Origin of the sequence: Halohasta litchfieldiae (genome assembly GCF_002788215.1) — an archaeon.
Taxonomy (GTDB): domain Archaea; phylum Halobacteriota; class Halobacteria; order Halobacteriales; family Haloferacaceae; genus Halohasta; species Halohasta litchfieldiae.
Window position 1 is genome coordinate 1,560,217 of sequence record NZ_CP024845.1, and the last position, 24,002, is coordinate 1,584,218.

Consider the following 24,002-nt stretch of genomic DNA (forward strand, 5'->3'; position numbering starts at 1 on the left):
TGATTTCAACGTAGCTTAGAATCCAGTCGACACCACCCACACCGAGCCGCATCCAACAACACTTATGCCCGGGTATCGGTTTCCGCACTATATGAGCGAAATCGCTGTCATCCTTCCGGACGGCACGGAACTCAGCGTTCCGGAGGGCTCTACGTTGCAGGACGTCGCCTTTGAAATCGGACCGGGACTCGGCAAAGACACCGTCGCCGGCAAGATCGAAGGCGAGTTGGTCGACAAACTCACCCCCGTCTCGGATGGGGACCGCATCGAGATCGTCACCGACCAGAGCGACGAATACCGCGATGTACTCCGGCACTCGGCGGCCCACGTCTTCGCCCAAGCCCTGCTGCGACTCCACGACGACGCCCAACTTACCATCGGCCCGTGGACCGACGAGGGGTTCTACTACGACATCACGAGCGTCGACCTCGACGAGGACGACCTCCGAGAAATCGAAGACGAAATGCAGACCATCGTCGACGAGGACTACGACATCGAGCGCACCACCTACAGCCGCGACGAGGCGGTCGCCAAATACGAAGGTGAGAATTCCTACAAACTCGACATCCTCCAGCGCGAAGCCGCCGACGATGAGGAAATCTCCTTTTACGAGCAGGCCGAGTTCGAGGACCTCTGTAAAGGCCCGCACGTCGAGTCGACCGGTCAGATCGGCGCGTTCAAACTCCTCAACATATCCTCGTCGTACTGGCGCGGCGACGAGGAAAACGACACCCTGACGCGGGTCCACGGCACGGCCTTCGAGAAGGAGTCCCAACTCGAAGAGTTCCTCAACATGCGCGAGGAGGCCAAAGAGCGCGACCACCGCAAACTCGGCCAAGAACTCGATCTCTTTTCGATCCCCACCGTGACGGGGCCGGGCCTCCCGCTGTACCACCCCAACGGGAAGGCGATTCTCAACGAACTCGAAGAGTTCGGCAAGGCGATGAACAAGGAGTACGGCTACGACTACGTCGAGACGCCCCACCTCTTCCGCACCGAACTCTGGAAGAAATCGGGCCACTACGACAACTACGTCGACGACATGTTCCTCCTCGACGTCAACGACGAGGAGTACGGCCTCAAGCCGATGAACTGCCCCGGCCACGCGACCATTTTCAATCAGTCGTCGTGGAGCTACCGCGACTTCCCCGTCCGCTACGCCGAGAACGGCAAAGTCTACAGAAAAGAACAGCGCGGCGAACTCTCCGGCCTCTCGCGTGTGTGGGCGTTCACGATTGACGACGGCCACATCTTCGCCCGCCCAGAACAGATCCAATCGGAGGTCAACGACATCATGGAGATGATCAACGAGGTACTGGAAACGTTCGACCTCGACTACGAAGTCGCCCTCGCCACCCGCCCCGAGAAATCGGTTGGCAGCGACGAAATCTGGGAGCAAGCCGAGGAGCAACTCGAAACCGTCCTCGAAAACTCCAAGATGGACTACGACCTCGAAGCCGGCGACGGTGCGTTCTACGGCCCGAAAATCGACTTCGCGTTCACTGACGCGCTGGGCCGCAAATGGGACGGCCCGACGGTCCAACTCGACTTCAACATGCCCGAGCGGTTCGACCTCACCTACACCGGCGCGGACAACGAGGACCATCGGCCAGTAATGATCCACCGCGCGCTCTACGGCAGCTTCGAGCGCTTCTTCATGGTGCTCATCGAGCACTTCAACGGCAAGTTCCCACTCTGGCTCGCGCCCGAACAGGTCCGCATCCTGCCGATCAGCGACGACGAACTGGGGTATGCCCACCGGCTCAAAAACGACCTCGAAGACGAGGATTTCCGCGTCGACATCGAGGATCGATCCTGGACCCTCGGCCGCAAGATTCGGGAGGCCCAGACCGACCGCGTCCCCTACATGCTGATCGTCGGTGACGACGAGGTCGAGGCTGGCACCGTCTCGGTTCGGGACCGCAAAGAGCGCGAACAGCAGGACGTCGACCCCGAGGAGTTCCTCGACCAGTTGGTCGACGAACGCGACGAAAAGCTCGAAGAGCCGTCGTTCCTTGACTAATCCGATCTGCTGACACTCTGGTTTTCAGACGGCTGTGAGCGATTTTGTACGGTGGTCCCAAACAGCCGCGTATGCAGGGGCTTCGCTGGATCCAACTGAGCGACGACGAGCGTGACGAGTTGCTCGGGGACGGCGGCACCGGAGTACTGTCGTTCGCCACCGAGGGCGACGAGCCACCGGTTTCGATCCCCGTCTCCTACGGCTACTTCGCCGACGCCGACAGCATCTACTTTCGGCTCTCGGTGCCCGAAAATAGTCGAAAAACCAGCCTCGTCGACAACCCCGTCTCGTTTGTCGTCCACCGCGAAACCGAGGCGGGCTGGCGGAGCGTCGTCGCGACTGGACAACTGGAACGGGTCACCGATGCCCCCTACGAATCAACGGCCCTCCAGGGCCTGTGGGCCGTCGACATTCCGACCGTCGACGTCTTCGAGCGCCCGCCCTCGGAGATCCCCTTCCAGACGTTTCGGCTGATTCCCGATGCCGTCTCGGGTCGGAAGGAAGTCGACACCGAGTAATCCATAGCAACGCCTATCTGTCAGCCACCCGAACGCTGAGCCATGGTAGTCGGGACCCGCGCACGCGTCTCGTTGGGGCTCCGGATGGTGGCCGCACTCGGAGCTATCGCAGTCGTCTCGGTGTCGATCATCCTCGTGGCCGCCGGGGTCGCCGGCGGGATGATCGTCGGTGGTGTCATTGTGGCCGCCTATTTCGTCTCGCTGTCTGCCCTCCCCGTCAGCAACACCGCAGTCAGCGGGTTTGTGGGCCAGTTCTCGATGTCGACACTGCTGGGAGGGGCCGTCCTGATCGGGTTGGCACTGCTCCCGACGCTCTATCTCACGCCGGTTAGAGCCGAGATTCAGGAATTTAAGACCGAACTCGGCACGACCGGCCAACTGGCGGTCGACCGGCATCCCAAAATCGCCTCGATAGCCCGCAGGCTGGCCCAACAGGCCGGGATTCCGGAACCGACAGTTCGGATCGTCACCCGCATGCGACCCGAATCCTACGCCCTCGGCGGCCGATCCGACGGCACAATCGTCATCACACGCGGGTTAGTCCGTGAGCTCACCGACGACGAGATCGAGGCCGTGTTGGCCCACGAGATCAGCCATCTGGCCAACGGCGACGGTCGACTAATGGGCCTCCTGCTCGTCCCACTCCTGCTCGCCGAACACGTCGGCAGCGACGAGCGACCGAAGTTCCAGGCGATCCATACCTACGGGACGGTCATCTTAGTCTATCTCGGACAACTCCTCACGTGGGTCGTCGTCACGGCCGTGACAACCGTTCAGTTGTGGTGTTGTCTCCTCGGAGTAGCCCTATTTTCCCGTGGCCGCGAACTCGCAGCCGACAGGGGAGCCGCCGAACTCACTGGCTCGCCGAGTAGCCTCGCCAGCGCACTCGAAACGCTCGATGGAGGGCGTGGTCGACCAACCGAAGACCTCCGAGAGTTCAAGCGCTCTGCGGGTGCGCTCGATATATTGCCACCGAGAGACGACTCGGAACTCAGCAGTCCGTTCAGAACCCATCCGACAACCGAAACTCGTGTCGACCGCCTCAGGTCGATGGCCTCACAAAACGAAACCTGAGAAACCACTGACACGGTGTTTTTTGCCCGTTGCCTCCCTCCTCCCGCTATGCGCGCCGTTCGCTTTCACGACCACGGTGGGACCGAAAAGCTCCAAGTAGACGAGATCGACCGCCACAAGCCGGGCGACGACGAGGTGCTGGTCGAAGTCCACGGCGCGGGTGTCAACCCCGTCGACACCTACTTCCGGGAAGGATCCTACGAACCGTTCACACTGCCGATGATCCCCGGCATTGACGTCGCGGGCGAAGTCGTCGGGGTCGGCGAGAACGTCGAGGGGTTCAGCGAGGGCGACCCAGTCTACGGCACCGGCATTGGGAGCCAGCATTACGGCGGCTACGCCGAGTACGCCGCCGTGCCGACTGATCGACTCGTCGCGCTGCCGGAGGGCGTCGACACGGTCGCCGCAGGTGGGGCAGGCGTCGCCGCACTGACTGCGTGGCGAGCGCTGGTCGACCACGCCGAGCTACAGGTTGGCGACCGGTGTCTAATCCACGGCGGTTCCGGCGGCGTCGGCCACGCCGCAGTCCAGATCGCCGCGGCTGCCGGCGCACAGGTGATCACGACCGCCAGCCCACAGTACCACGACCAACTCCGTGAACTGGGCGCGGATGTTGTCCTCGACTACAGTCGGGATGATCTCGCGGAGGCGGTCGTCGAGGCCGCCGATAACGTGTCCGGGCAGACCGAGGGTGTCGACGTGATCCTCGACCACCGGATGCACGAGTATCTCCAGTTCGACGCCACTGTTGGGGCCACTGGCTGTCGCGTGGTCGGAATCGGCGAAAAAGACCAAAACGTCGGCTTCAGCCAGTCGTCGGCCGCCCGTGGAAAAGATCTTAATCTGACGCTGATGAGCATGTTCAACACGCCGGATTTCCGCCCCGGGCTCTCGAAACTGGCATCACTGATGGAGTCAGGCGAGCTTGAGATAACAGTAGCCGAGACCTACGATCTCGACGAGGCAGGCGAGGCCCAGCGGGCAGTACTCGAAGACAGCTTCCTCGGAAAACTCGTTATTACGCCCTAACTGGACGACTGCATCGGGTCGTCCCACTGATTTATGAACCGGGCCGTCGACTCCCTTCATATGACAGTCGACTTTGATTTCACAGACCACGTAGCCGTCGTCACTGGGAGCTGTGGTGCACTCGGAAGCGCCGTCGTCGAAGCGTTCGTCGACTCCGGAGCCACCGTCGCCGCCTGCGATATCGTCGACATCAACAGCGAGGATTCACTCCTCGAACCGCAGGAGGGCGTCAGCTTTTATCAGGCCGACTTCACCGACGAAGACGCAGTCGAAGCGACGATGGAACAGGTCGTCGACGACCACGACCGGATCGACTTTCTCTTAAATATCGCGGGCACGTGGCGCGGCGGCGATCCAATCGAAGACACCGACGTGAGTCAGTTCGATATGCTGTTCGACGTCAACCTCAAAACGATGTTTCTGGCCTCCAAACACGCGCTGCCCGAACTACAGGAAACGGAGGGCTCGATTGTCAGCGTCTCGGCACGCTCCGGACTCGAAGGCGGCGAGGGTGACGGCATCTATCGGTCGACCAAGGCCAGCGTGAAAATCATGACCGAGACAATCGCCGAGGAGAATCTGGGCACAGTACGAGCCAACTGCGTCATGCCGAGCGTGCTGGATACACCGATGAATCGCGAGATGATGACGCCGAGCGAGGAGTGGGTCGACCCGTCGCAGGTCGCCCGCGTCATGCAGTTCCTCTGTTCGGATGCCGCCGAAGTTACAAGCGGCGCGGCGGTCCCCGTCTACGGCGAGGCGTGAAAATCGGCTCCGAACGACGGCGTTAGAAGAACGTCGACTGGATGAACTCGTAGTACTCAACGACCGCAAGCCCGAGCGTCACGAGCAGGACCGGCGGCACGACGAACCGAACCGTGTTCAGCCACACCGACCCGAAGCGACCGGAACTCCGGCCCTTGTCGAGTTCCTCGCGGGACTCGGCCGCGTAGACCCAGCCGACGAACAGCGAGAGCAACAGCCCACCGAGGATCAGGAGGATATTGTTGGCGAACTTGTCGTAAGTGTCGAGATACGTTAGGTCGAGCGCGGTCGGGATTCCGAGCGCGAAAATGATCACGGCGAGCCCGATGGATGCGGGCACGCGGTCGACATCGAACGTATCGATAATAAAGGAGACGACGACCTCGAAGATGCTGAACGCACTCGAAAGCGCTGCCAGCAGCAACATGAAGAAGAACACACCGCCGATTAGCTCACCGGCAGGGAGTTGGCTGAACGCGCCCGCGAGGCTGATAAAGATCGCCCCGGCCCCACCTTCGCCCGGCGTCACACCCTGCGTGAAGAGGAACGGGAAGACGACCAGCCCAGCGAGGATCGCAATTCCCGTATCGATAACGACAATGAATCCAGTATCACGCAGCAAGTTGCGGTCCTCGTCGAGATAGGAGGAGTAGGTGATCATCACACCCATCCCGAGCGAGAGGGTGAAAAACGCCTGTCCGGCCGCTGCCGGAAGCACCGAGAGAGCGTCACCAAGCAGCGTCGACATATCCGGATACAGGTAGTACTGGTAGGCCGCACTTGCCCCACTAAGCGTCGAACCGTAGATCGCCAGTCCAACGAGGAGGACGATAACGCTCGGAACCATCACCGTGGCGGCTTTTTCGATCCCGTTGCGGACGCCGAGGGCGACGATCCCAGCGACGACAGTCATAAACACCGCATGGAACAGCACGGTTGTCGGCCCCGAGGCGGTACTCAGGAAGAACGCCTCGGCCTCAGCACCGTAGCCGCCGGTGAAACTCGCAAGCAGATACTGGATAACCCAGCCACCAACGACGCTGTAGTACGACAGAATGATGAAGCCGGCAAGCGCGCCGACCGCACCGGCGAACTTCCAGTTGGCGTGACCCAGCTGGTCGAAGGCCCCAATCGGATTCCGTTTCGACCGTCGACCGATAACAAACTCGACAAGTAGTATCGGGATCCCCACAGCCACGACAAGCAACAGATAGACGACGAGGAACGCTGCCCCGCCGGATTCACCTGTCAGAAACGGGAAACGCCAAATGTTCCCAAGCCCGACTGCGCTGCCGGTTGCCGCGAGAATGAACCCGATGCGTGTAGCCCACGTTTCACGGACACTCATACAAACAGGCAGTTTTACCGTTATATAAACGTGTTTAATACCGGAGATACATTTCTTAAATGCGTAATTATCACTATTACAAATTGTCTCCGATCTCGGGTATTGTATCTATTATATCACGAAAATCAGTAACGTTTACATATATCACAGCTTATCATACTGATAAGCAATGGGTCGTTCTCTTGATGAGTTTTTGGTCTTACACGTCGACGACGACCCGCAGTTATTATCGCTTTCCGAACAGTTCCTCACGCAGGAAGACGAGCGATTAGTTGTCGAGACGGTGACCGATCCGGCGGCTGCCGCCGAGCGGATCGAGACCACTAGGTACGACGCAGTTATTTCGGACTATCAGATGCCGGGGATGACGGGGTTGGAACTCCTCGAACGGATCCGCGATGAGCAGGGTCGAGAGCTCCCATTTATCATATTTACCGGGGAAGGCAGAGAGGAGGTCGCAAGCGAGGCGCTGAATCTGGGTGCAGATCGCTATCTCCAGAAAGGAGGCGATCCCACCGCCCAGTATACCGTGTTGGCCGACGCAATCGTCCAAGAGATCGAACACGCCAACGCCAAAACCAGCCTTCAGGAGAACAGAGAGAAGTATGCCGGCGTCTACGAGAACGCGCCGCTGGCGTTCGTGATCTGGAATCAGGACGGACAGGTCGTCGACTGGAACGAGCGGGCCGAAGGGCTGTTCGGCTGGTCGGGCCGAGAGGCACGCGGCACACAGCTCGAAGAACTCGTGATCCCACCCAGAGAGGCCGAAACCCTCGACTCGCTGTCCCGACCGCTGTTTTCGGACGGCGTGTCGACCGAGCAGGTCGTCGAAAACGTCACCAAAGGCGGCCAGCGGGTCGTCTGTCACTGGTACAATACGCCGCTCCAGAACACCGACAGCGGCGTCACCGAAGTGATGTCGATGATCCTCGATATCACCGCCTCCCGCGACCGGAAGGCCAAACTCCAGGAGTACGCCACCGCAGTCGAGGCTTCCGACGACTCGATTTACATGCTCAACACTGACGGCGAGTACGTGTTCGCCAACACGGAACATCTCACCAGACTGGCTGCCGATGGGAAGATCGACCGCGCCGCCGAGGCCGAAATCGCTGGCCGAAAGTACGTCGACGTGCACGCCGAACCCGACGCCGGTCGCATCATCAGTATTCTGCAGGAAGTCTCCAACAGTGGCGACCCGAAAACCGAGGAGTACGCCTTCGAGACCGAAGACAGGTGGTCCTATCGAACCTACAGCCCAGTCACCGATCCCGAAACCGGCGACAGCATCGGTGTGGTCGTCATCTCGAAGGATATCACCCGACGCAAGCGGATGGAAGAACGCGAAACGTTCCTCCACTCGCTGTTGCGCCACGACGTCAAAAACAAGATCCACACCGCCGATGGCTACCTCCAGTTGATCACCGACGAGGACTGTTCGGCGGAGGCATTCGGCTACCTCTCGACGGCGACACGGGTGTTGGCAGATGGAATGGTGTTGATCGAAGAACTCAGCATGCTGAGCAAACTGACCACCGAAGAACCCGAGCCGTGGGATCTCGATGACGTGCTCTCGACGGTCGTTGACAGCTACGGGCCACAGGCCGACACGGAGGGCGTCGACCTCACCTACGAGAGCTATGAGGGGTCGGTCCTCGGTGGCCCACTGCTCGAAGCGCTGTTCGGCAACCTCGTCGACAACGCACTCACACATTCGAATGCCGACCGGATCGAGATCAGCTGTCGACAGGAGGCCGATGCCTACGTCGTCACGGTTGTCGACAACGGTGACGGCGTTCCGACTGAGACGGTCGACACGCTGCTCGAACAGGGAGTTTCAAAAGGCGACTCCGCCGGGACCGGACTCGGGCTGTATCTCGTCAGCGAGATCGCCGAAAGCTACGGTGGGCAGATCTCGCTGGCCGAATCCGATACCGGCGGGCTGTGTGTGACGGTGCGTCTGACGGCGGCCTGAGATGGCTCATTCCTGACTTGTTGACGGGTCAACAATCACCGAACCGAATCAGTAGGCGTCCCAACCGGTCAGTCTGTCGTTGCGGAACCCTTTTGATGCCGCTGGTAGTCGTTTAGAACCAATGATTGGTGGTGGTCCGCAATGACGATGGACGACCGGATCGAAGAGCTTCGCGCAAAGCGAGAGGCTGCCGCAAAAGGTGGCGGCGAAGACCGTATCGCCAAACAACACGACAAGGGGAAGATGACCGCCCGCGAGCGGATCGACTACTTCCTCGACGAGGGCACCTTCCACGAGTTCGACCAGTTCCGGACCCACCGGAACCATACGTTCGGGATGGAAGAACAACAGATCGCGACCGATGGCGTCGTTACCGGCTACGGCGAAGTCAACGGGCGCACTGTGTTCGTGTTTGCCCACGATTTTACCGTCTTCGGCGGCTCGCTGGGCGAGGTCTTTGCAGAAAAGATCTGTAAGGTCATGGATCGGGCTATGGAGGTCGGCGCACCGCTTATCGGGCTCAACGATTCGGCTGGTGCACGCATTCAGGAGGGCGTTGGCTCGCTGGCTGGCTTCGGCGAAATCTTCCAGCGAAACACCGACGCCAGCGGCGTCATCCCACAGATCTCGGGGATTATGGGCCCCTGTGCAGGCGGTGCCGTTTACTCGCCGGCGATCACTGACTTCGTGTTCATGGTCAAAGACACGAGCCACATGTTCATCACCGGGCCGGACGTCGTCGAGACCGTCACCGGCGAACAGGTGAGTTTCGACGAACTCGGCGGGGCAGTAACCCACGCCTCCACGTCGGGGGCGGCCCATTTCGCGGTCGACGACGAGAAGGAAGCCCTCGATGAGATCGCTCTCCTCCTTTCGTATCTCCCACAGAACAACGTCGAGGACCCACCGCGAGTCGACCCATGGGACGACCCCGACCGCCGAACCGACGAACTGGCGAACATCGTTCCCAAGGCCCCCAGAAAGCCCTACGACGCGATCAAGGTAATCGACGAACTCGTCGACGAAGGCTCGTTTTTCGAGGTCCACGAGAGCTTTGCGAAAAATATCGTCGTCGGATTTGGGCGGCTTGACGGCCACTCGGTCGGCATCGTCGCCAACCAACCCCGCGTGAATGCTGGCACGCTCGATATCGAAGCCTCGGAGAAAGGTGCACGGTTCGTCCGGTTCTGTGATGCCTTTAATATTCCAATCCTCACCCTCGAAGACGTCCCCGGCTTCATGCCCGGCACCGATCAGGAACACGGCGGGATCATTCGCCACGGCGCGAAACTGCTGTATGCCTACTCCGAGGCAACGGTTCCACTGCTGACCGTTATCACGCGCAAAGCCTACGGTGGGGCCTACTGTGTGATGGCCTCGAAACACATCGGCGGCGACGTGAACTATGCGTGGCCGACCGCCGAAATCGCAGTGATGGGGCCAAAAGGTGCGGTCAACATTCTCTACCGGCGGGAGTTGGAGGAGGCCGACGATCCCGAGGCTCGCAGACAGGAGCTGATCGACGAGTACCGCGAGGAGTTCGCCAATCCGTACACCGCGGCCGACCGAGGATTTATTGACGATGTCATCGAACCCGGAGAGACACGCCAGCGGCTGATCGACGACCTCGATATGCTGCTGTCGAAGCGCGAGGAGAAACCCTCGAAGAAACACGGCAACATCCCGATCTAACGATGGCCACCGATTCCGCGTTCGTCGACGAGCCAGCCGATGCCGACAGCGAGGCGGCCGTCGAGGAGACCGTGAGAGTCTCACCGGCCGACATTGAGGGGCTGGCCAACGCCGACGACAGCGAGGCTGCGGCCATCGCGGTCGCCATTGCGGCCCACCTGCGAGATCAACAGGTAGCCGCCGCGGCCGCGGCAGCAACCGCCGAAGACGACGACGGCGAGAGTCGACGGAGTTGGGCGTTTGCCGGTCGACTCGAAGCCATCGGCGAGTCGGCCAACCGACCGCCGAGCAACACGCCGAAAGACGGCTGGACCGCGGCGAGTCGCGCCGACCGCTTTTAAATACTGTTTACGGTAGTTTCAGGTAGTGGTGACCCTGTTGCTGGGCGCGGACGACTTCGGCGATGCCGGATTGGACCACCGTCGCTCCCTCGGCAATCTCCTCGGGGTCGTAATCGAACCGGGTCAGCGAGTTCGAACAGACGCTGATTGTGACGCCTGCCTCCGCCATTTTCGTGATCTTGAACGCATCCGGCGAGCCAGCCAACAGGAACCGAACGGCGGGGCCGTTGACGACAACCGACATCTCCTCGGGCGGCGTCGACACCGAGCGATCCCTGACGAGGTTCTGGAGGTTTCGGAGGGCCATCTCCCAGCCGCTGGCCTCGTCGGTCGTGATATGGACGACGGTCTCCTGTCGGCCGGTCATTGCTGGGTGGCTGCGGTCGTGTCGTAGTTGTTCTTGAGATACGACGAGATGTCGCCGCTGTCTGCGACCCAGCCGTTGGGATGATCGTTGTCAACCAACACCGGAACACCACGCTGGCCGGTCAGTGAGTCGAGTTCCTCGCGGTCGGCTCTCGCCTCGGGAACGATGACCTCCTCATACTCGATTGACAACACGTCAAGCACGCGGCGGACACGTTTCGAGTACGGACAATCCGGGCGGTCGTACAGTGTGAGGGTTGGCATACACGAGTGGGTTATTGTCCTCCAATATATTCTGTTTTCAATATGTGTCCGAATAGAATGGGAATTCGTTCTAGATTTCGCCCCATCGCTTTCGAACAGTCGACGAAGAACCACCGTAGAGTATCAGGGCTGATAATCCACCCGGACGTTATATGATGCTCCCTCCCCGAGGAAGCGTATGTCACTGAACGACGGGGCGACTGAGGATTCGAGTGAGGTAGCCGACTCACTCGATTCGCTGTACGAGACCTCGGCGCAGATCGCCGACGGGATCGATACGATTGCCGACCGGGCACACGAGCAGTCAAACGGGATGCGCGAGGTGTCGGCGGAGGTCGCCGATCTCAGCGCCGCCGTCGAGGAGATCGCCTCCTCCTCCGAGGAGGTCGCTATCGCCGCCGAGCAGGCCGACGACCGCGCCCGCGAGGGCGAAGACGCCACCGAAGCCGTGGTCGAGGCGATGGAGGAGATCCAGTCCTCAACCGAGGAAGCCATGCAGGAACTCCGAACCATCCGCCAAGGCGTCGAGGAGATCACCGAACTGGCCGACATGATCGACGAAATCGCCGACCAGACCAACCTGCTGGCGCTCAACGCCTCAATCGAGGCCGCCAGAGTCGGCGAGGCGGGCGCCGGGTTCGCGGTCGTCGCCGACGAGATCAAATCGCTGGCCCAAGAGTCCCGCGATCAGGCGACCGATATCGACAGCACGGTCGAACGCATCACCAGCGACGCCGAACAGGCTGTCGAGAGCCTCGAAACCAGCGTCGACGAGGTCGAAACCGGGATGGAGCGGGCCAACACCGCCAAATCGAGTCTCGACGAGATCACCGACGCCGTGGGTGAGGTCACCGCAGGCGTCGACGAGGTCGCTGCCGCCACCGACGAGCAGGCCAAAAGCGCGACGACGGTCGCCTCGATGGTCGACCAGACCGCAACCAATGCCGACGAGATCGACACCGCGGCCAGCGAAATCACGGATTCGGTGAGTTCGCAGGTCCAACGAATCGAAGCACTCCGCAATCAGGTCGACTGATTTTAAAACCGGTACTCGTCGTCAGCCCCATCGTCGACCGGTGGCTGTTGGAGTGATACCGACCGCGTCACGATTGCCGGGGCGATGACGGCGACGCCGACGAACGCGCCGAACTGGATCGGCAGCGCGATTTCTGTGAGCGCGCCCAAAAAGAAATAGAGCGTCGCTCCGGCGACGATTGCGGTCCACTGTATCTGCTTGCCTGTGAGGTTCATATCAGGGACATTGAGTCGGTGTATCTGACTGTTCCGATTTGCGGGACGGTTGACAGCAGTCGGGCCAGTAGCTATCAGTATCCGTGACTAACTGGCCGGTTTCCGACAGGGTCGACCGATAGAATGAGGTGGCCGATGAGCAAATAGACGGACAAGATGTTCAGCAAGGTTCTGGTCGCCAACCGCGGTGAGATCGCGGTTCGCGTGATGCGCGCCTGCGAGGAACTCGGAGTACGGACGGTGGCCGTCTACAGCGAGGCCGACAAGCACGGTGGCCACGTCCGGTATGCCGACGAGGCCTACAACATCGGTCCCGCACGCGCCGCCGACTCCTATCTCGATCACGAGGCCGTACTCGACGCCGCCGAAAAGGCCGGGGCAGACGCCATTCACCCCGGCTACGGCTTTCTGGCCGAAAACGCCGAGTTCGCGGCCAAAGTCGACGACCGCGGCTTCACGTGGATCGGCCCGGATGCCCAAGCGATGGAATCGCTCGGCGAGAAAACCAAGGCTCGCTCGCTCATGCAAGAGGCAGATGTGCCGGTGGTCCCCGGCACGACCGAGCCAGTCACCTCCGTCGACGAAATCACCGATGTCGCCGAAGAGTACGGCTACCCCGTTGCGATCAAAGCGGAGGGTGGCGGCGGCGGCCGCGGCCTGAAGGTCGTCCACAGCGAGGATGAGGTCGAAGAACAGTTCGAAACCGCCCAACGCGAGGGCGAGGCCTACTTCGATAACGATTCGGTCTACGTCGAGAAGTATCTCGAAGCCCCCCACCACATCGAGGTCCAAATTATCGCCGACCACCACGGCAACGTCCGGCATCTCGGCGAGCGGGACTGCTCGCTCCAGCGCCGCCACCAGAAAGTGATCGAAGAGGCACCCTCATCGATCCTCACCGACGACCTCCGCGAGCAGATCGGCGAGGCCGCCAAACGGGGCGTCGACGCCGCCAACTACACCAACGCCGGTACGGTGGAGTTCCTCGTCGAAGACGGCGAGTTCTTTTTCATGGAGGTCAACACCCGGATTCAGGTCGAACACACCGTCACCGAACAGATCACGGGAATCGACATCGTCAAATGGCAGCTCCGGATCGCCGCCGACGAGGAGTTGGCGTTTGAACAGGCGGATGTCGACATCGAGGGCCACGCTATGGAGTTCCGGATCAACGCCGAAAACCCAGCCAAGAACTTCGAGCCCGCATCCGGCACGCTCGAAACCTACGATCCGGCAGGCGGCATCGGGGTCCGGATCGATGACGCGATTCGGCAGGGCGACGAGATCGGCGGCGACTACGATTCGATGATCGCCAAACTCATCATTTCGGCGGGTGACCGAGAGGAGTGTCTCACCCGCTCCGAGCGGGCCCTCTCGGAGTTCGAGATCGAGGGGTTCCACACGATCATCCCGTTCCACCGACTCATGCTGACCGACGAGGCCTTTTCGAACGGCGAGCACACCACGAACTATCTCGACGAGGTCCTCGACCACAGCCGAATCGAGGAGGCGGTCTCCCAGTGGGGGCCGATGAACGATGGGAGCGAAACCGGCGAGGAAGACGAGGAGCCGACCGAGCGCGACTTCACCGTCGAGGTCAACGGCAAGCGATTCGAAGTCTCGCTCGAAGAGCAGGGCGCGCCACCGATCACTGTCGAGTCGGGCAACCCCGGCGGGAACAGTGGGATGGCCCGACCGCCGCAGGCCCAAACCGAGGACGAAGAGGAGAGTGTCAGTGTCGAGGGTGGCGACACAGTCACCGCCGAGATGCAGGGAACGATCCTCTCGGTCGACGTCGAAGAGGGCGACGAGGTCTCCCCTGACGACGTGGTCTGCGTTTTGGAGGCGATGAAGATGGAAAACGACGTGGTCACCGAACGTGGCGGCACTGTGACTCAGATTATGGTTGGCGAAGGAGATAGTGTCGACATGGGCGACGTACTCGTCGTCCTCGAATAGTCAGTTCCGACTCGCAGCAACTGTTTTTCAGGCTGGCCGCAAAATCTCTGCTATGGCCACGATCAAGGACAGCGTCCACGACCACATCGAGATCGAGGGCGTCGCCGAGGCCCTCTTGGACACCCCGACGGTCCAGCGGCTCCGCCACATCAAACAGTTAGGGACCGTCCAACTCGTCTATCCCTCGGCCAACCACACGCGGTTCGAACACAGTCTCGGCGTCTACCATCTCGCCAACCGCGCACTGGGCGAGATCGGCATCGAAGGTCGACAGGCCGAGCGCGTCCGGGCGGCGGCGCTGCTCCACGACGTCGGCCACGGTCCGTTCAGCCACAACATTGAGGAACTCACCCACCGATACACGGGCAAATACCACGACGACGTCGACGAACTCCTCGCAGAGGGGGAGGTCGGTGGCATCCTCCGAGACCACGATCTCGACCCCGCGCATATCGCGGGCCTCGTGGCCGGAGATGGGCAGTTCGGCCAGCTCGTTTCGGGCGAACTCGATGTCGACCGCATGGACTACCTCGTGCGGGACGCCCACCACACCGGCGTCCCCTACGGGACTATCGACACCGAGCGACTGATTCGAGCGTTGACGTTCGTCGACGGCGAACTCGTCTTGGACGAAGGGAACGTCCAAACTGCCGAGAGTCTGCTGCTGGCTCGCGCCCTGATGAATCCGACCGTCTACATGCACCCGGTCGCCCGGATCAGCAAGGCCATGCTGCGGCGGGCGAGCGAACGGCTCCTCAACGAAACCGCAATTGACGCCCACCAACTCCGACGGATGGACGACCACGATCTGCTGGTTGCGCTGCGAAACACGCCCGAAACCCAAAGCTTCGCCGACCGATACAGTAGCCGACGCCTACTTAAAAAGGCCATCTGGGCCGAGCTACAGCATGTGCCGGACTCGCTGCTGGAGGCCGACCACGAGGAGATTCGGGACCTAGAGTCGACCATCGCCAACCGGGCGGATATTCCAGCCACCGACGTAATTGTCGAAGTGCCGGACGAGCCGACGATGCGGGAGTCGACGAGTCGCGTGATCGTCGGCGGCGAGATCAGAAATCTCGGCGATCAGTCGCCGTTAGTCAGTGCCTTACGGACCGCCCAGCAGGGACAGTGGCGGCTCGGCGTCTACACCCGACGGGAGGCAACTGATCGGGTGGGTCGACTGGCGGCCGAAGAACTCGGCCTCGAACTCCCGGATGGACTCATTCGGGAGACGCGTCGCGGACTGCACGCAACACTTGATGACTTTGAGTAGAGACTCGTGACGGTTCGGGGCTTTCAAGCCGCCCCACTCGAAGCCACCAGTATGAACGTGGAAGGGACCATTCTTGTGGGTCCGGAGTTCGAGCCACGCGAGGGGCGCGTGGTGGTCGACGACGGCGAGATTCAGGCCATCGAGGAGACAGACACCGACTCGACCGACATTATCGTGCCGGCGTTCGTCAACGCCCACACCCATATCGGCGACTCGATTGCCAAGGAGGCTGGCGGCGGGCTCTCGTTGGACGACTTGGTCGCGCCGCCGGACGGACTCAAACACCAACTGCTCCGAGAGACCGACCGCGAGACGACGGTCGACGCGATGGCGCGGTCACTGAAACTGATGGAGGAGACGGGGACAGCCGCCTTCATCGAGTTCCGCGAGGGCGGCGTCGACGGTGTCGCTATGCTCCGCGACGCACTGGCGGGTCGACGGATCGACCCCGTGATTCTCGGTCGGGAAACAGCGGCTGCAATGGAGGCAGGCGACGGCTTTGGAGCCTCCGGCCCACGGGACAACGACTTTGATCAGCTCCGCGACGCGACCCGACAGGCCGGGAAACTGTTTGGAATTCACGCGGGCGAGCGAGACCCCGATGACATTCATCCCGCCTTAGATCTCGATCCCGATTTTCTGGTGCACTTGGTCCATGCCGAGGAGCCCCATCTCGACCGGATCGAGGACGGCGAGATTCCGGCGGTCGTCTGTCCACGGTCGAACCTCGTGACGAACGTCGGTGTGCCGCCGGTTCGCCAACTGACCGAGCGGACCACCGTCGCACTCGGCACCGACAACGTCATGATGAACAGCCCGTCGATGTTCCGCGAGATGGAGTTCCTCTCGAAACTCACGGATCTCTCAACAGAAACGATTTTGCGGATGGCAACCCTAAACGGCGCGAAAATCGCCGGGCTGAACTGCGGAGTCATTGAGGAGGGCCGGGACGCCAAACTGCTCGTTCTCGATGGCGACTCCGACAACCTCTGTTATGCCAAAGACATCGTCCGGGCAGTCGTCCGACGCGCGGGGCAGGCTGATATCAAGCGCGTTCACCTCTGAAAAACCGACAGCACACAGATAGTCGACGAACGCAGACTGTCACCAAAAATGTCAGAATTGTTTTATGAGTTGGTTCTTTACCATATAGTATGGCTCAGCGGACAACAGCCGACGAGCAACGCTCCCGAGAAGAGGTCGAAGACTACCTGCAAACGCTTGCAGACGCCTTCGGCAACGGCGAGGAGTCGATCAGTATTCCGGTCGGCAACAAGACCGTCGACCTCTCACCGCCGGAGGATGCGGTTGGGCTGTCGGTCGACGTCGTCGAGCGATCATCGCGACTACGCGGGGACTACGAGAAGATCGAACTCGAACTGGCCTGGAAGCGGTAGCTCCCGATTCGGGCGAAAAAGACCGTTTCGAGGCTCCAGACGGGCAGTTGCGTATGGCTGATAATGAATGATGAAGTCGTTTACGGTGGCTTTAAGAATATCGGGCGCGACGGTTCAGTTGCAATGGCGCAAGGAACCGTTGATTTCTTCAACGACACAGGCGGCTACGGATTTATCGAAACTGACGATGCTGACGACGACGTCTTCTTCCACATGGAAGACGTTGGCGGCCCGGACCTCGAGGAAGGTCAGGACGTCGAGTTCGACATTGAGCAGTCCCCGAAGGGTCCACGAGCGGCCAACGTCACCCGCCTTTAAGGCTGGGTCGACCACTGTGCGATAACGACGCGTCGCGGTATCGACGCAATCCGTTCTGCGGATTTTTCCGATTGTGAGCGGTGCTACTGCATCGACCACGATCTCCCCGTCGACAGCGATGCTACTGCATCGACAGCGATGCCGCCGCATCGACAGAGCAGCAACAGTACCGACGAAACCGACTGTCGCTGTCGACGACGGCTCATATCAGCTGAATTAGAATAATAGGGCCAGCCGACCAACAAGTGGTATCATGCTCTCAGTGATGGAACTGGGAGCACTGCCCTCCAATGATTGAGACACTGCTGCAAAATCGGGTATCTGACCAATGATCCGCGTGTTCGACGTCCTGCTTCGCATCGTCGCTCGGATGATGCTGTTCTACCTCGTCATCATCGGCCTCGTTGCGACCGGCGGCTTTGCCGGGTACGGGCCGTTAGCAGAGGATTTATCGGACGAAGAGGTACCGTTTCTGACGCCCTCTATCGAGGCGATCAGTAATCTCGGCTCGGAGAGCCCGGTCGACCTCGACAACCAAACGGTCACACAGAACGCGACAGTAGCCGACGAGCAGGCGGTCGAACGACTGATACACCAGAAAGTCAACGACGAACGCACTGCCGAGGGGCTTGACCCCCTAGAGGCTGACGCCGACCTCCGGCGCGTTGCTCGCAACCACAGCGCAGATATGATCGCCGACGGCTACGTGGGCCACGAGAGTCCCGACGGCATAACCCCCAAAGATCGACTCTCGGCGGCGGGTTGTTCGGCTGGCGGCGAAAACGTTGCTCAGTCGTGGATCGATAGACCGGTCTCAGTCGACGGCCAGCGGATCGTCGCCGAAAACGAATCGGAGCTGGCAACCCATTTAGTCAACCAGTGGATGGCGTCGCCGGGCCACCGCGAGAACATCCTCCGAGAGTCGTTTGCCGAAGGCGGTGTCGGCGTGCTGATCACTGACGACAACAAAGTATATGCGACCCACAACTTCTGTGCAGGATCGGGGGGCGGCCTCTTTTAAGTATGTTGTCCGGTACAATGAAATCCACCACGCACAAAGGACGTTTATGAGCGCGGATCAGACACAGCGGTCGACCCGGTGTCTCGTCGCAAAGGTCGGGCTCGATGGCCACGACCGGGGGGCACATGTCATCGCCCGTGCGTTCCGGGATGCCGGCTTCGAGGTCATCTACTCGGGACTCCACCGAGCACCCGAGGAGATCGTTCAGGCCGCCGTCCAAGAGGACGTCGACGTCCTCGGCATCTCGATCCTCTCGGGGGCCCACAACACGCTGGTCCCGAAAGTCATCGAGGGGCTGAAATCCTACGACGCCTTCGAGGATACCCTGATTTTGGTCGGCGGCATCATCCCCGAGGACGACAAGACCGAGCTCAAGGAACTCGGCGTCGCCGAAATCTTTGGGCCGGGCACCTCGACGGCCGAAACCGTCGAATTCGTCCGTAAACACGCGGCTCCGGCGGAGTGACAATGCACGACCTCAGCGACGAGGACGCCCAACTGTACGAGGCACTCCTCAACGGCGACCACAGCGCCCTCGCACGAGTCATCACCAAGATCGAAAACCGGACGCCGGGCTATCGCAACCTCCTCGCAGCAATCCACGACGAAACCGGCACTGCCTCCGTGGTCGGCATCACCGGGAGCCCCGGCACCGGCAAGTCGACGCTGGTCGACACGCTCACCAAACAGTACCGCGACCGGGGCAAGACGGTCGGCATCATCGCGGTCGACCCCTCCTCGCCGTACACTGGGGGCTCAGTACTCGGCGACCGGATTCGGATGAGTTCGACCGCGGGCGATATGGACGTCTTCATCCGCTCGATGAGCGCCCGCGGTCGACTCGGTGGGCTCTCGATGGCGACCGCCGACGCGGTCAAAGCACTCGACGCCTTCGGCAAGGATCGAATCATCGTCGAAACCGTCGGCGCGGGCCAAAACGAGGTCGACATCGTCGAAACCGCCGAGACGGTCGTCGTCGTCGTCCAACCCGGCTCCGGCGACGACGTTCAGCTTTTGAAGGCGGGCATCCTCGAAATCGGAGACCTATTCGTCGTCAATAAGGCCGACAAGGACGAGGCTGCCGGAACAGTGGCGGATCTCGAAACGATGATTCATATGGATAGCTCGCCGACCGCGGGGCTCTCTACTGGTCACCATGCTGATCCGGAGCCGAGCGAGGAGGCCGAACCGGCGTCTACTGACGACGAAAGCTGGACCCCGCCAGTAATCGAAACAGTCGCCACCACCGGCGAGGGTGTCGACGAACTCCGAACAACGCTCGCTGACCACCGACAGTATCTTGCCGACTCCGGCGAGGGCGGGAGTCGACGCCAACAGCGGGCTGAAACCGAGATCAAACGCCTCCTCCGAGCCGATCTCGGTGAGATTACTGAACAAATTCTCGACTCACAGGGCGGGGTCGAACCGCTGGCGGCATCGGTTGTCCGGCGGGAAACCGATCCATACAGTGTCGTCGCACAACTCGTCGACCCCGTTGAAACAGCTGTCGAGGAAGCGGTGAACGAGGAGACTGTGACTGAGACTGAAAAGTAGGCGGTGACTACGGGTTTCAGGATGAACCTAACTCGGTTAGGGGATAATTGCAGCAACTTGGGTACTGTACTCCGTCGCGGCTGGCCAGACATAGTACAAAATCCCGGCGAACGCCCCGATTTCTAATCCAGTAACGAGCACCGTCACGAGATCGGATCTGCTACTGGAGACCGGAATACCGACCGGGAGGTTGTACTCTTGGCTCAGAAGTGGATACCACAGCGCGATTCCACGGGTGCTCCCGACGACATCAAGGATGTAGTGGGTCGCAACGCCGATCCAGACGTACTGGAGATTGCCGAAGTAGATCGGCCACGCGAGGAAGATCGCCAACATCGGCAGGTTGTGGAACGTTTTTCGGTGTTTACCGAAGGCAGTGTCGACGTCAGGCATTAGCGCCCCGAGTGTGACTGGCACCGATAGCTTCAGGATCATCTCGGCGGTCGCGATATCCCACGTCGGCTGGAGTACCGCACCCAGCCCGATACTCAACAACACCGCGTTCAGCACGTGCCCTCGTTTGTTCATTCTCTATTCGGTGAGTATCTGCCGAGCTACCTGTATGTTTCCGATGACGCTCTGCTACGACGTCACAACAATGGCGAAAGAAAGAGGGTTTCGGCCTCAAAGGGGAGAGTATGAACTACGAGACGCCGCAGTTCTTCCACGTGATGCAGTATGCGGCGGCCGCCGACCGGGACGTGATCGATATGGTGAGTGGCAACCCCGACTGGGAGCCACCCGAAGCGATCCGTGATGGGCTCAGTGAGTACGCCGAAAGCGACGCCAGCGAGTTCCAGTATCCACCGAGTGACGGTCTCAAACCCTTGCGCGAGGAGATCGCCGCCCGGCGCAACGTCGACCCGGCCCGCGTGATCGTCACCAACGGCACCGGCGAGGCCAACTATCTCGGAATGGCCCGCGCACTCGAACGAGACGCAGGCGAGGACTGCGTCCTCATCGACCCCGTCTACCCCTACTATCCGGGCAAAGTTTCGATGCTCGGCGGCGAAACTCAACTGGTCGACGCGGCCCGCAATGGAACCCTCGATGTCGAGTCGACGTGTGAGGCAATCGGTCCAGAAACAGGGTTGATCGTGCTCAACACGCCCAACAATCCCACCGGTGCAGTGTACGACATCGACTCGATCAGAGCAGTCGTCGAGACCGCCGCCGATCACGATGCGCTGGTGGTCGTCGACGAGGTGTACGATCATTTCGACTTTGCTGGCTCCTTCAAGAGCGCACTCACATTGGATGCCGACAACGTGATCGTCACCAGCGGCGTCTCGAAATCGATGGCGATCACTGGCTTCCGTGTGGGATACGCCATCTTCCCACAGGATCTCATCGAGCCAGCCAAAACCCGCCACATGTTAGTCAATGTGACGACCAGCAGACCCGCCCAGCAGGCGGTATACAACGCCTACCGCGAGACAGGCCCCGACTACTACGCGGCGGCCCGCGACCGACTGACTGATCGCGTCGACTCGTTTACCGAGGCCCTCGATAGGGCGGGCGCGGAGTATACGACCCCGGATGGTGCATTCTACGTGTTGGCGCGGTTCGACGGCTTCCCCGGGACGATGGAGAACGTAAAGACGCTGATCGATGAGGCGGGCGTGGCGGGAATGCCGGGCTCTACGTTCGGAACCGCCCGAAACGACTGGCTCAGATTCGCGCTCGTAACACCCCGTGCGACCGAGGCCGCCGAGCGGTTGGCAGAGTACTTCGCCGAGTGAGTGGTGTGGTAGTTGGTCGCAGTCGACCGACGGCTACACAAGTCCCGGTGGTCTCTCCCCGCGTATGAGTGATATCGATGTCGAGCCTGTCGACAAAGTGGCGGAAGACGAGAGCGTCGACACCGGGCCAATGGAGGCGGACGAGGGACCACAGCCAGTCGAGGTGACCGCGACGGAGACTGATCTCCCGGCTGGCATTGAGGCTCCCGAGTACGTTCTGTACGGCGGCAAAGGTGGCGTCGGCAAAACGACGATGGCCGCCGCGACAGCGCTGTCGAGCGCCGCCGGTGGCGCGTCGACGCTTGTCGTGTCGACTGATCCGGCCCACTCGCTGTCGGACACCCTCGAAACGCGGATTCCGCCGACACCAACCCGAATTAGGGAAGACCTACCGCTGTGGGCTGCCGAAATCGATCCCGACGACGCGATGGGCGAGGGGATGTTCGGCACCGAAGAAGACCCACTCGGCGGGATGGGCGAGATGGGCGACCAGCTCGGCCCGATGGGCGATATGCTTGGCGGGGGCGAAGACGGTGACGAGGGAATGGGCGGCATGGCCGGAATGATGGGAATGGGTGGCTCGATGCCCGGTGCGGACGAGGCGGTGGCGATGCGTCAACTCCTCGAATATCTCGACGACCCACGGTTCGACCGCGTGATCGTCGACACCGCGCCGACGGGCCACACCTTGCGGCTGCTCGAACTACCAGAGATTATGGATTCGATGGTGGGGAAGGTCATGAAGATGCGCCAGCGAATGCAGGGGATGTTCGACGGACTCAAAGGCATGTTCGGCGGCGGCAGCGACGACCCTGACCCCTCGGCTGATCTCGAACAGCTGCAAGACCGGATTGAACGACTCCGGGGCGTGCTTCGTGATCCAAACCAAACCGATTTCCGAGTGGTGATGATTCCCGAAGAGATGAGCGTCGTCGAATCCGAGCGACTGGTCGACCAACTCGCATCCTTCGAGATACCGGTCCAGACGCTCGTCGTCAACCGGGTGATGGAGAACCTCGCCGACATCACTGACCGCGAGGTCGACCCCGAGTGGATCGTGACTCCGAATCTTGACGACTGTGAGTTCTGCCAGCGACGGTGGCAAGTCCAGCAAAACGCCCTCCAGCAGTCGACTGATCTGTTCCGCAACCGCGATGTCAAGCGTGTCCCACTGCTGGCCGACGAGGTTCGCGGCGAGGCCGCACTCCGTGTCGTGGCAGCCTGTTTGGCGTAAGTAGGTGGCGGCTACGTTACTTTGCGGACGAGCGACCAGAGTTTGTCACGGACTGTGTCCGGAATGAATCGCGCGAGGACACTGACACGGGCGACAGTGCCAACCGGAACGCGAGGAACGGGTTTGGTCGCGCTTGCGGCGTTGACGATGTCTTCGGCCACTCGTTGCGGTGAGACCGCACCGGGACCGTCGCCGCCGATGGCTTCGGTGTCATCGAACATGCCGTAGAAGTCGTCGTAGGCTTCGCTGCGCTCGGCGGCGTCGACTTCATCTCCGGCCCGGTCCGAAAAGTTGGTCTGGACCGGTCCCGGTTCGATCAGGACGACATCGATCCCGAACTGCTCTACTTCTGCGCGGAGCGCATCGGACATCGCTTCGAGGGCGAACTTCGAGCCACAGTAGGTGCCGCCGCCGGGGAACGAGACGCGGCCCGCGACAGAGGAGATGTTGATGATCGTCCCCGACTCCTCGCGGCGCATATGGGGTAACACGGCACGAATGAGTCGATGCGGACCGTAGACGTTGACTTCGTACTGTTTTTCGACCTGTTCGACTGGGATATCTTCGACCGGGCCGAACTGGCCGAAGCCAGCGTTGTTGACCAGACAGGTGATGACGCCCTCCTCGTCGAGGATGCGGTCGACCACGCGGTCGACGTCGTCTTGGCTGGTGACATCCAGTCGGTCAGTTTTACAGCCAGTGTCTTCGAGCGCCTCGATATCGGCCGGGTCACGCGCGGTCGCATACACCGTCCACCCCTCCTCGTTGAAGGCGAGAGCGGTGGCCCGCCCGATACCGGACGAACAGCCAGTAATGAGTACCGTCTTCGGTTGCACATGCGTGCTTCTGCCCCGT

At 61.0% G+C, this 24,002-nt stretch carries 25 protein-coding genes; 19 read left to right on the forward strand and 6 right to left on the reverse strand.

Annotation, left to right across the window (positions count from 1 at the left end; genetic code table 11):
* The first annotated feature begins 91 nt into the window (after positions 1-91).
* The 5 genes from thrS (at position 92) to HALTADL_RS07890 (ending at position 5,409) form a co-directional block, all read left to right on the forward strand.
* Positions 92-2,023, forward strand: a complete 1,932-nt coding sequence (thrS, locus tag HALTADL_RS07870; protein ID WP_089672737.1) for a threonine--tRNA ligase — start codon at positions 92-94, stop codon at positions 2,021-2,023.
* 71 nt (positions 2,024-2,094) lie between these two features.
* Complete coding sequence (locus HALTADL_RS07875) at positions 2,095-2,541, forward strand: pyridoxamine 5'-phosphate oxidase family protein (protein ID WP_089672736.1); 447 nt, start codon at positions 2,095-2,097, stop codon at positions 2,539-2,541.
* A 42-nt stretch (positions 2,542-2,583) separates the two neighbouring features.
* Entirely contained in the window at positions 2,584-3,615 is a 1,032-nt protein-coding gene (locus HALTADL_RS07880) for a M48 family metalloprotease (protein ID WP_089672735.1), read from the forward strand.
* Positions 3,616-3,663: 48 nt separating this feature from the next.
* Complete coding sequence (locus tag HALTADL_RS07885; RefSeq protein ID WP_089672734.1) at positions 3,664-4,644, forward strand: NADPH:quinone reductase; 981 nt, start codon at positions 3,664-3,666, stop codon at positions 4,642-4,644.
* 60 nt (positions 4,645-4,704) lie between these two features.
* Positions 4,705-5,409 carry an SDR family oxidoreductase gene (locus HALTADL_RS07890; RefSeq protein WP_089672747.1) on the forward strand — a complete coding sequence of 235 codons (705 nt, stop codon included), beginning with the start codon at positions 4,705-4,707 and terminating at the stop codon, positions 5,407-5,409.
* A gap of 22 nt (positions 5,410-5,431) precedes the next feature.
* Here HALTADL_RS07890 and HALTADL_RS07895 read toward each other — a convergent pair whose 3' ends face one another.
* On the reverse strand, positions 5,432-6,757 hold the full coding sequence (locus HALTADL_RS07895) for a sodium-dependent transporter (protein WP_089672733.1): 1,326 nt from the start codon (positions 6,755-6,757) through the stop codon (positions 5,432-5,434).
* A 169-nt stretch (positions 6,758-6,926) separates the two neighbouring features.
* Here HALTADL_RS07895 and HALTADL_RS07900 point away from each other — a divergent pair, with 169 nt between their 5' ends.
* The 3 genes from HALTADL_RS07900 (at position 6,927) to HALTADL_RS07910 (ending at position 10,765) form a co-directional block, all read left to right on the forward strand.
* Entirely contained in the window at positions 6,927-8,732 is a 1,806-nt protein-coding gene (locus HALTADL_RS07900; protein WP_089672732.1) for a hybrid sensor histidine kinase/response regulator, read from the forward strand.
* A 147-nt stretch (positions 8,733-8,879) separates the two neighbouring features.
* Positions 8,880-10,424 carry an acyl-CoA carboxylase subunit beta gene (locus HALTADL_RS07905; RefSeq protein WP_089672746.1) on the forward strand — a complete coding sequence of 515 codons (1,545 nt, stop codon included), beginning with the start codon at positions 8,880-8,882 and terminating at the stop codon, positions 10,422-10,424.
* Positions 10,425-10,426: 2 nt separating this feature from the next.
* Complete coding sequence (locus HALTADL_RS07910; protein ID WP_245708414.1) at positions 10,427-10,765, forward strand: acc operon protein; 339 nt, start codon at positions 10,427-10,429, stop codon at positions 10,763-10,765.
* A 7-nt stretch (positions 10,766-10,772) separates the two neighbouring features.
* Here the strand turns inward: HALTADL_RS07910 and HALTADL_RS07915 are convergent, their stop codons facing one another.
* Positions 10,773-11,132, reverse strand: coding sequence for a DsrE family protein (locus HALTADL_RS07915; protein WP_089672731.1), 360 nt, complete (start codon positions 11,130-11,132; stop codon positions 10,773-10,775).
* Entirely contained in the window at positions 11,129-11,395 is a 267-nt protein-coding gene (locus HALTADL_RS07920) for a glutaredoxin family protein (protein ID WP_089672730.1), read from the reverse strand. The genes HALTADL_RS07915 and HALTADL_RS07920 overlap by 4 nt, the downstream gene beginning before the upstream one ends.
* A 178-nt stretch (positions 11,396-11,573) precedes the next feature.
* Here HALTADL_RS07920 and HALTADL_RS07925 point away from each other — a divergent pair, with 178 nt between their 5' ends.
* On the forward strand, positions 11,574-12,431 hold the full coding sequence (locus HALTADL_RS07925; RefSeq protein ID WP_089672729.1) for a methyl-accepting chemotaxis protein: 858 nt from the start codon (positions 11,574-11,576) through the stop codon (positions 12,429-12,431).
* Between the two features lie 2 nt (positions 12,432-12,433).
* On the opposite strand, the gene HALTADL_RS07930 is transcribed toward HALTADL_RS07925, so the two are convergent.
* Positions 12,434-12,646: a hypothetical protein gene (locus tag HALTADL_RS07930; protein ID WP_089672728.1), complete on the reverse strand. Its 213-nt coding sequence runs from the start codon at positions 12,644-12,646 to the stop codon at positions 12,434-12,436.
* A gap of 156 nt (positions 12,647-12,802) precedes the next feature.
* On the opposite strand from HALTADL_RS07930, the gene HALTADL_RS07935 reads away from it, so the two are divergent.
* From HALTADL_RS07935 to meaB, 8 genes are all read left to right on the forward strand, one after another.
* Entirely contained in the window at positions 12,803-14,605 is a 1,803-nt protein-coding gene (locus HALTADL_RS07935; protein WP_089672727.1) for an acetyl-CoA carboxylase biotin carboxylase subunit, read from the forward strand.
* A 52-nt stretch (positions 14,606-14,657) separates the two neighbouring features.
* Positions 14,658-15,881, forward strand: a complete 1,224-nt coding sequence (locus HALTADL_RS07940; RefSeq protein ID WP_089672726.1) for an HD domain-containing protein — start codon at positions 14,658-14,660, stop codon at positions 15,879-15,881.
* Positions 15,882-15,932: 51 nt separating this feature from the next.
* Positions 15,933-16,946, forward strand: coding sequence for an amidohydrolase family protein (locus HALTADL_RS07945; protein ID WP_089672744.1), 1,014 nt, complete (start codon positions 15,933-15,935; stop codon positions 16,944-16,946).
* A gap of 89 nt (positions 16,947-17,035) precedes the next feature.
* Positions 17,036-17,278 carry an amphi-Trp domain-containing protein gene (locus HALTADL_RS07950; RefSeq protein ID WP_089672725.1) on the forward strand — a complete coding sequence of 81 codons (243 nt, stop codon included), beginning with the start codon at positions 17,036-17,038 and terminating at the stop codon, positions 17,276-17,278.
* A gap of 123 nt (positions 17,279-17,401) precedes the next feature.
* Positions 17,402-17,596: a cold-shock protein gene (locus tag HALTADL_RS07955; RefSeq protein WP_089672724.1), complete on the forward strand. Its 195-nt coding sequence runs from the start codon at positions 17,402-17,404 to the stop codon at positions 17,594-17,596.
* A 328-nt stretch (positions 17,597-17,924) separates the two neighbouring features.
* A complete protein-coding gene (locus tag HALTADL_RS07960) occupies positions 17,925-18,617 on the forward strand; it encodes a CAP domain-containing protein (protein WP_089672723.1) in 693 nt (230 codons plus the stop codon).
* Positions 18,618-18,663: 46 nt separating this feature from the next.
* Positions 18,664-19,083 carry a cobalamin B12-binding domain-containing protein gene (locus tag HALTADL_RS07965; protein ID WP_089672722.1) on the forward strand — a complete coding sequence of 140 codons (420 nt, stop codon included), beginning with the start codon at positions 18,664-18,666 and terminating at the stop codon, positions 19,081-19,083.
* 2 nt (positions 19,084-19,085) lie between these two features.
* Entirely contained in the window at positions 19,086-20,171 is a 1,086-nt protein-coding gene (gene meaB, locus HALTADL_RS07970) for a methylmalonyl Co-A mutase-associated GTPase MeaB (protein WP_089672721.1), read from the forward strand.
* Between the two features lie 36 nt (positions 20,172-20,207).
* Here the strand turns inward: meaB and HALTADL_RS07975 are convergent, their stop codons facing one another.
* Positions 20,208-20,699, reverse strand: coding sequence for a metal-dependent hydrolase (locus tag HALTADL_RS07975; protein WP_089672720.1), 492 nt, complete (start codon positions 20,697-20,699; stop codon positions 20,208-20,210).
* 110 nt (positions 20,700-20,809) lie between these two features.
* On the opposite strand from HALTADL_RS07975, the gene HALTADL_RS07980 reads away from it, so the two are divergent.
* Both HALTADL_RS07980 and HALTADL_RS07985 read left to right on the forward strand, forming a co-directional pair.
* Positions 20,810-21,913 carry a pyridoxal phosphate-dependent aminotransferase gene (locus tag HALTADL_RS07980; protein WP_089672719.1) on the forward strand — a complete coding sequence of 368 codons (1,104 nt, stop codon included), beginning with the start codon at positions 20,810-20,812 and terminating at the stop codon, positions 21,911-21,913.
* Positions 21,914-21,977: 64 nt separating this feature from the next.
* Positions 21,978-23,147, forward strand: a complete 1,170-nt coding sequence (locus HALTADL_RS07985) for an ArsA family ATPase (protein ID WP_089672718.1) — start codon at positions 21,978-21,980, stop codon at positions 23,145-23,147.
* 11 nt (positions 23,148-23,158) lie between these two features.
* Here HALTADL_RS07985 and HALTADL_RS07990 read toward each other — a convergent pair whose 3' ends face one another.
* On the reverse strand, positions 23,159-23,983 hold the full coding sequence (locus HALTADL_RS07990; RefSeq protein WP_089672717.1) for an SDR family oxidoreductase: 825 nt from the start codon (positions 23,981-23,983) through the stop codon (positions 23,159-23,161).
* Between the last annotated feature and the right edge of the window lie 19 nt (positions 23,984-24,002).

What these genes read in the sequence shown, in the direction of transcription:
- thrS (WP_089672737.1), top strand. Translation starts at nt 92, where the DNA reads ATGAGCGAAATCGCTGTCATCCTTCCGGACGGCACGGAACTCAGCGTT.
- HALTADL_RS07875 (WP_089672736.1), top strand. Translation starts at nt 2,095, where the DNA reads ATGCAGGGGCTTCGCTGGATCCAACTGAGCGACGACGAGCGTGACGAG.
- HALTADL_RS07880 (WP_089672735.1), top strand. Translation starts at nt 2,584, where the DNA reads ATGGTAGTCGGGACCCGCGCACGCGTCTCGTTGGGGCTCCGGATGGTG.
- HALTADL_RS07885 (WP_089672734.1), top strand. Translation starts at nt 3,664, where the DNA reads ATGCGCGCCGTTCGCTTTCACGACCACGGTGGGACCGAAAAGCTCCAA.
- HALTADL_RS07890 (WP_089672747.1), top strand. Translation starts at nt 4,705, where the DNA reads ATGACAGTCGACTTTGATTTCACAGACCACGTAGCCGTCGTCACTGGG.
- HALTADL_RS07895 (WP_089672733.1), bottom strand. Translation starts at nt 6,757, where the DNA reads ATGAGTGTCCGTGAAACGTGGGCTACACGCATCGGGTTCATTCTCGCG.
- HALTADL_RS07900 (WP_089672732.1), top strand. Translation starts at nt 6,927, where the DNA reads ATGGGTCGTTCTCTTGATGAGTTTTTGGTCTTACACGTCGACGACGAC.
- HALTADL_RS07905 (WP_089672746.1), top strand. Translation starts at nt 8,880, where the DNA reads ATGGACGACCGGATCGAAGAGCTTCGCGCAAAGCGAGAGGCTGCCGCA.
- HALTADL_RS07910 (WP_245708414.1), top strand. Translation starts at nt 10,427, where the DNA reads ATGGCCACCGATTCCGCGTTCGTCGACGAGCCAGCCGATGCCGACAGC.
- HALTADL_RS07915 (WP_089672731.1), bottom strand. Translation starts at nt 11,132, where the DNA reads ATGACCGGCCGACAGGAGACCGTCGTCCATATCACGACCGACGAGGCC.
- HALTADL_RS07920 (WP_089672730.1), bottom strand. Translation starts at nt 11,395, where the DNA reads ATGCCAACCCTCACACTGTACGACCGCCCGGATTGTCCGTACTCGAAA.
- HALTADL_RS07925 (WP_089672729.1), top strand. Translation starts at nt 11,574, where the DNA reads ATGTCACTGAACGACGGGGCGACTGAGGATTCGAGTGAGGTAGCCGAC.
- HALTADL_RS07930 (WP_089672728.1), bottom strand. Translation starts at nt 12,646, where the DNA reads ATGAACCTCACAGGCAAGCAGATACAGTGGACCGCAATCGTCGCCGGA.
- HALTADL_RS07935 (WP_089672727.1), top strand. Translation starts at nt 12,803, where the DNA reads ATGTTCAGCAAGGTTCTGGTCGCCAACCGCGGTGAGATCGCGGTTCGC.
- HALTADL_RS07940 (WP_089672726.1), top strand. Translation starts at nt 14,658, where the DNA reads ATGGCCACGATCAAGGACAGCGTCCACGACCACATCGAGATCGAGGGC.
- HALTADL_RS07945 (WP_089672744.1), top strand. Translation starts at nt 15,933, where the DNA reads ATGAACGTGGAAGGGACCATTCTTGTGGGTCCGGAGTTCGAGCCACGC.
- HALTADL_RS07950 (WP_089672725.1), top strand. Translation starts at nt 17,036, where the DNA reads ATGGCTCAGCGGACAACAGCCGACGAGCAACGCTCCCGAGAAGAGGTC.
- HALTADL_RS07955 (WP_089672724.1), top strand. Translation starts at nt 17,402, where the DNA reads ATGGCGCAAGGAACCGTTGATTTCTTCAACGACACAGGCGGCTACGGA.
- HALTADL_RS07960 (WP_089672723.1), top strand. Translation starts at nt 17,925, where the DNA reads ATGATCCGCGTGTTCGACGTCCTGCTTCGCATCGTCGCTCGGATGATG.
- HALTADL_RS07965 (WP_089672722.1), top strand. Translation starts at nt 18,664, where the DNA reads ATGAGCGCGGATCAGACACAGCGGTCGACCCGGTGTCTCGTCGCAAAG.
- meaB (WP_089672721.1), top strand. Translation starts at nt 19,086, where the DNA reads ATGCACGACCTCAGCGACGAGGACGCCCAACTGTACGAGGCACTCCTC.
- HALTADL_RS07975 (WP_089672720.1), bottom strand. Translation starts at nt 20,699, where the DNA reads ATGAACAAACGAGGGCACGTGCTGAACGCGGTGTTGTTGAGTATCGGG.
- HALTADL_RS07980 (WP_089672719.1), top strand. Translation starts at nt 20,810, where the DNA reads ATGAACTACGAGACGCCGCAGTTCTTCCACGTGATGCAGTATGCGGCG.
- HALTADL_RS07985 (WP_089672718.1), top strand. Translation starts at nt 21,978, where the DNA reads ATGAGTGATATCGATGTCGAGCCTGTCGACAAAGTGGCGGAAGACGAG.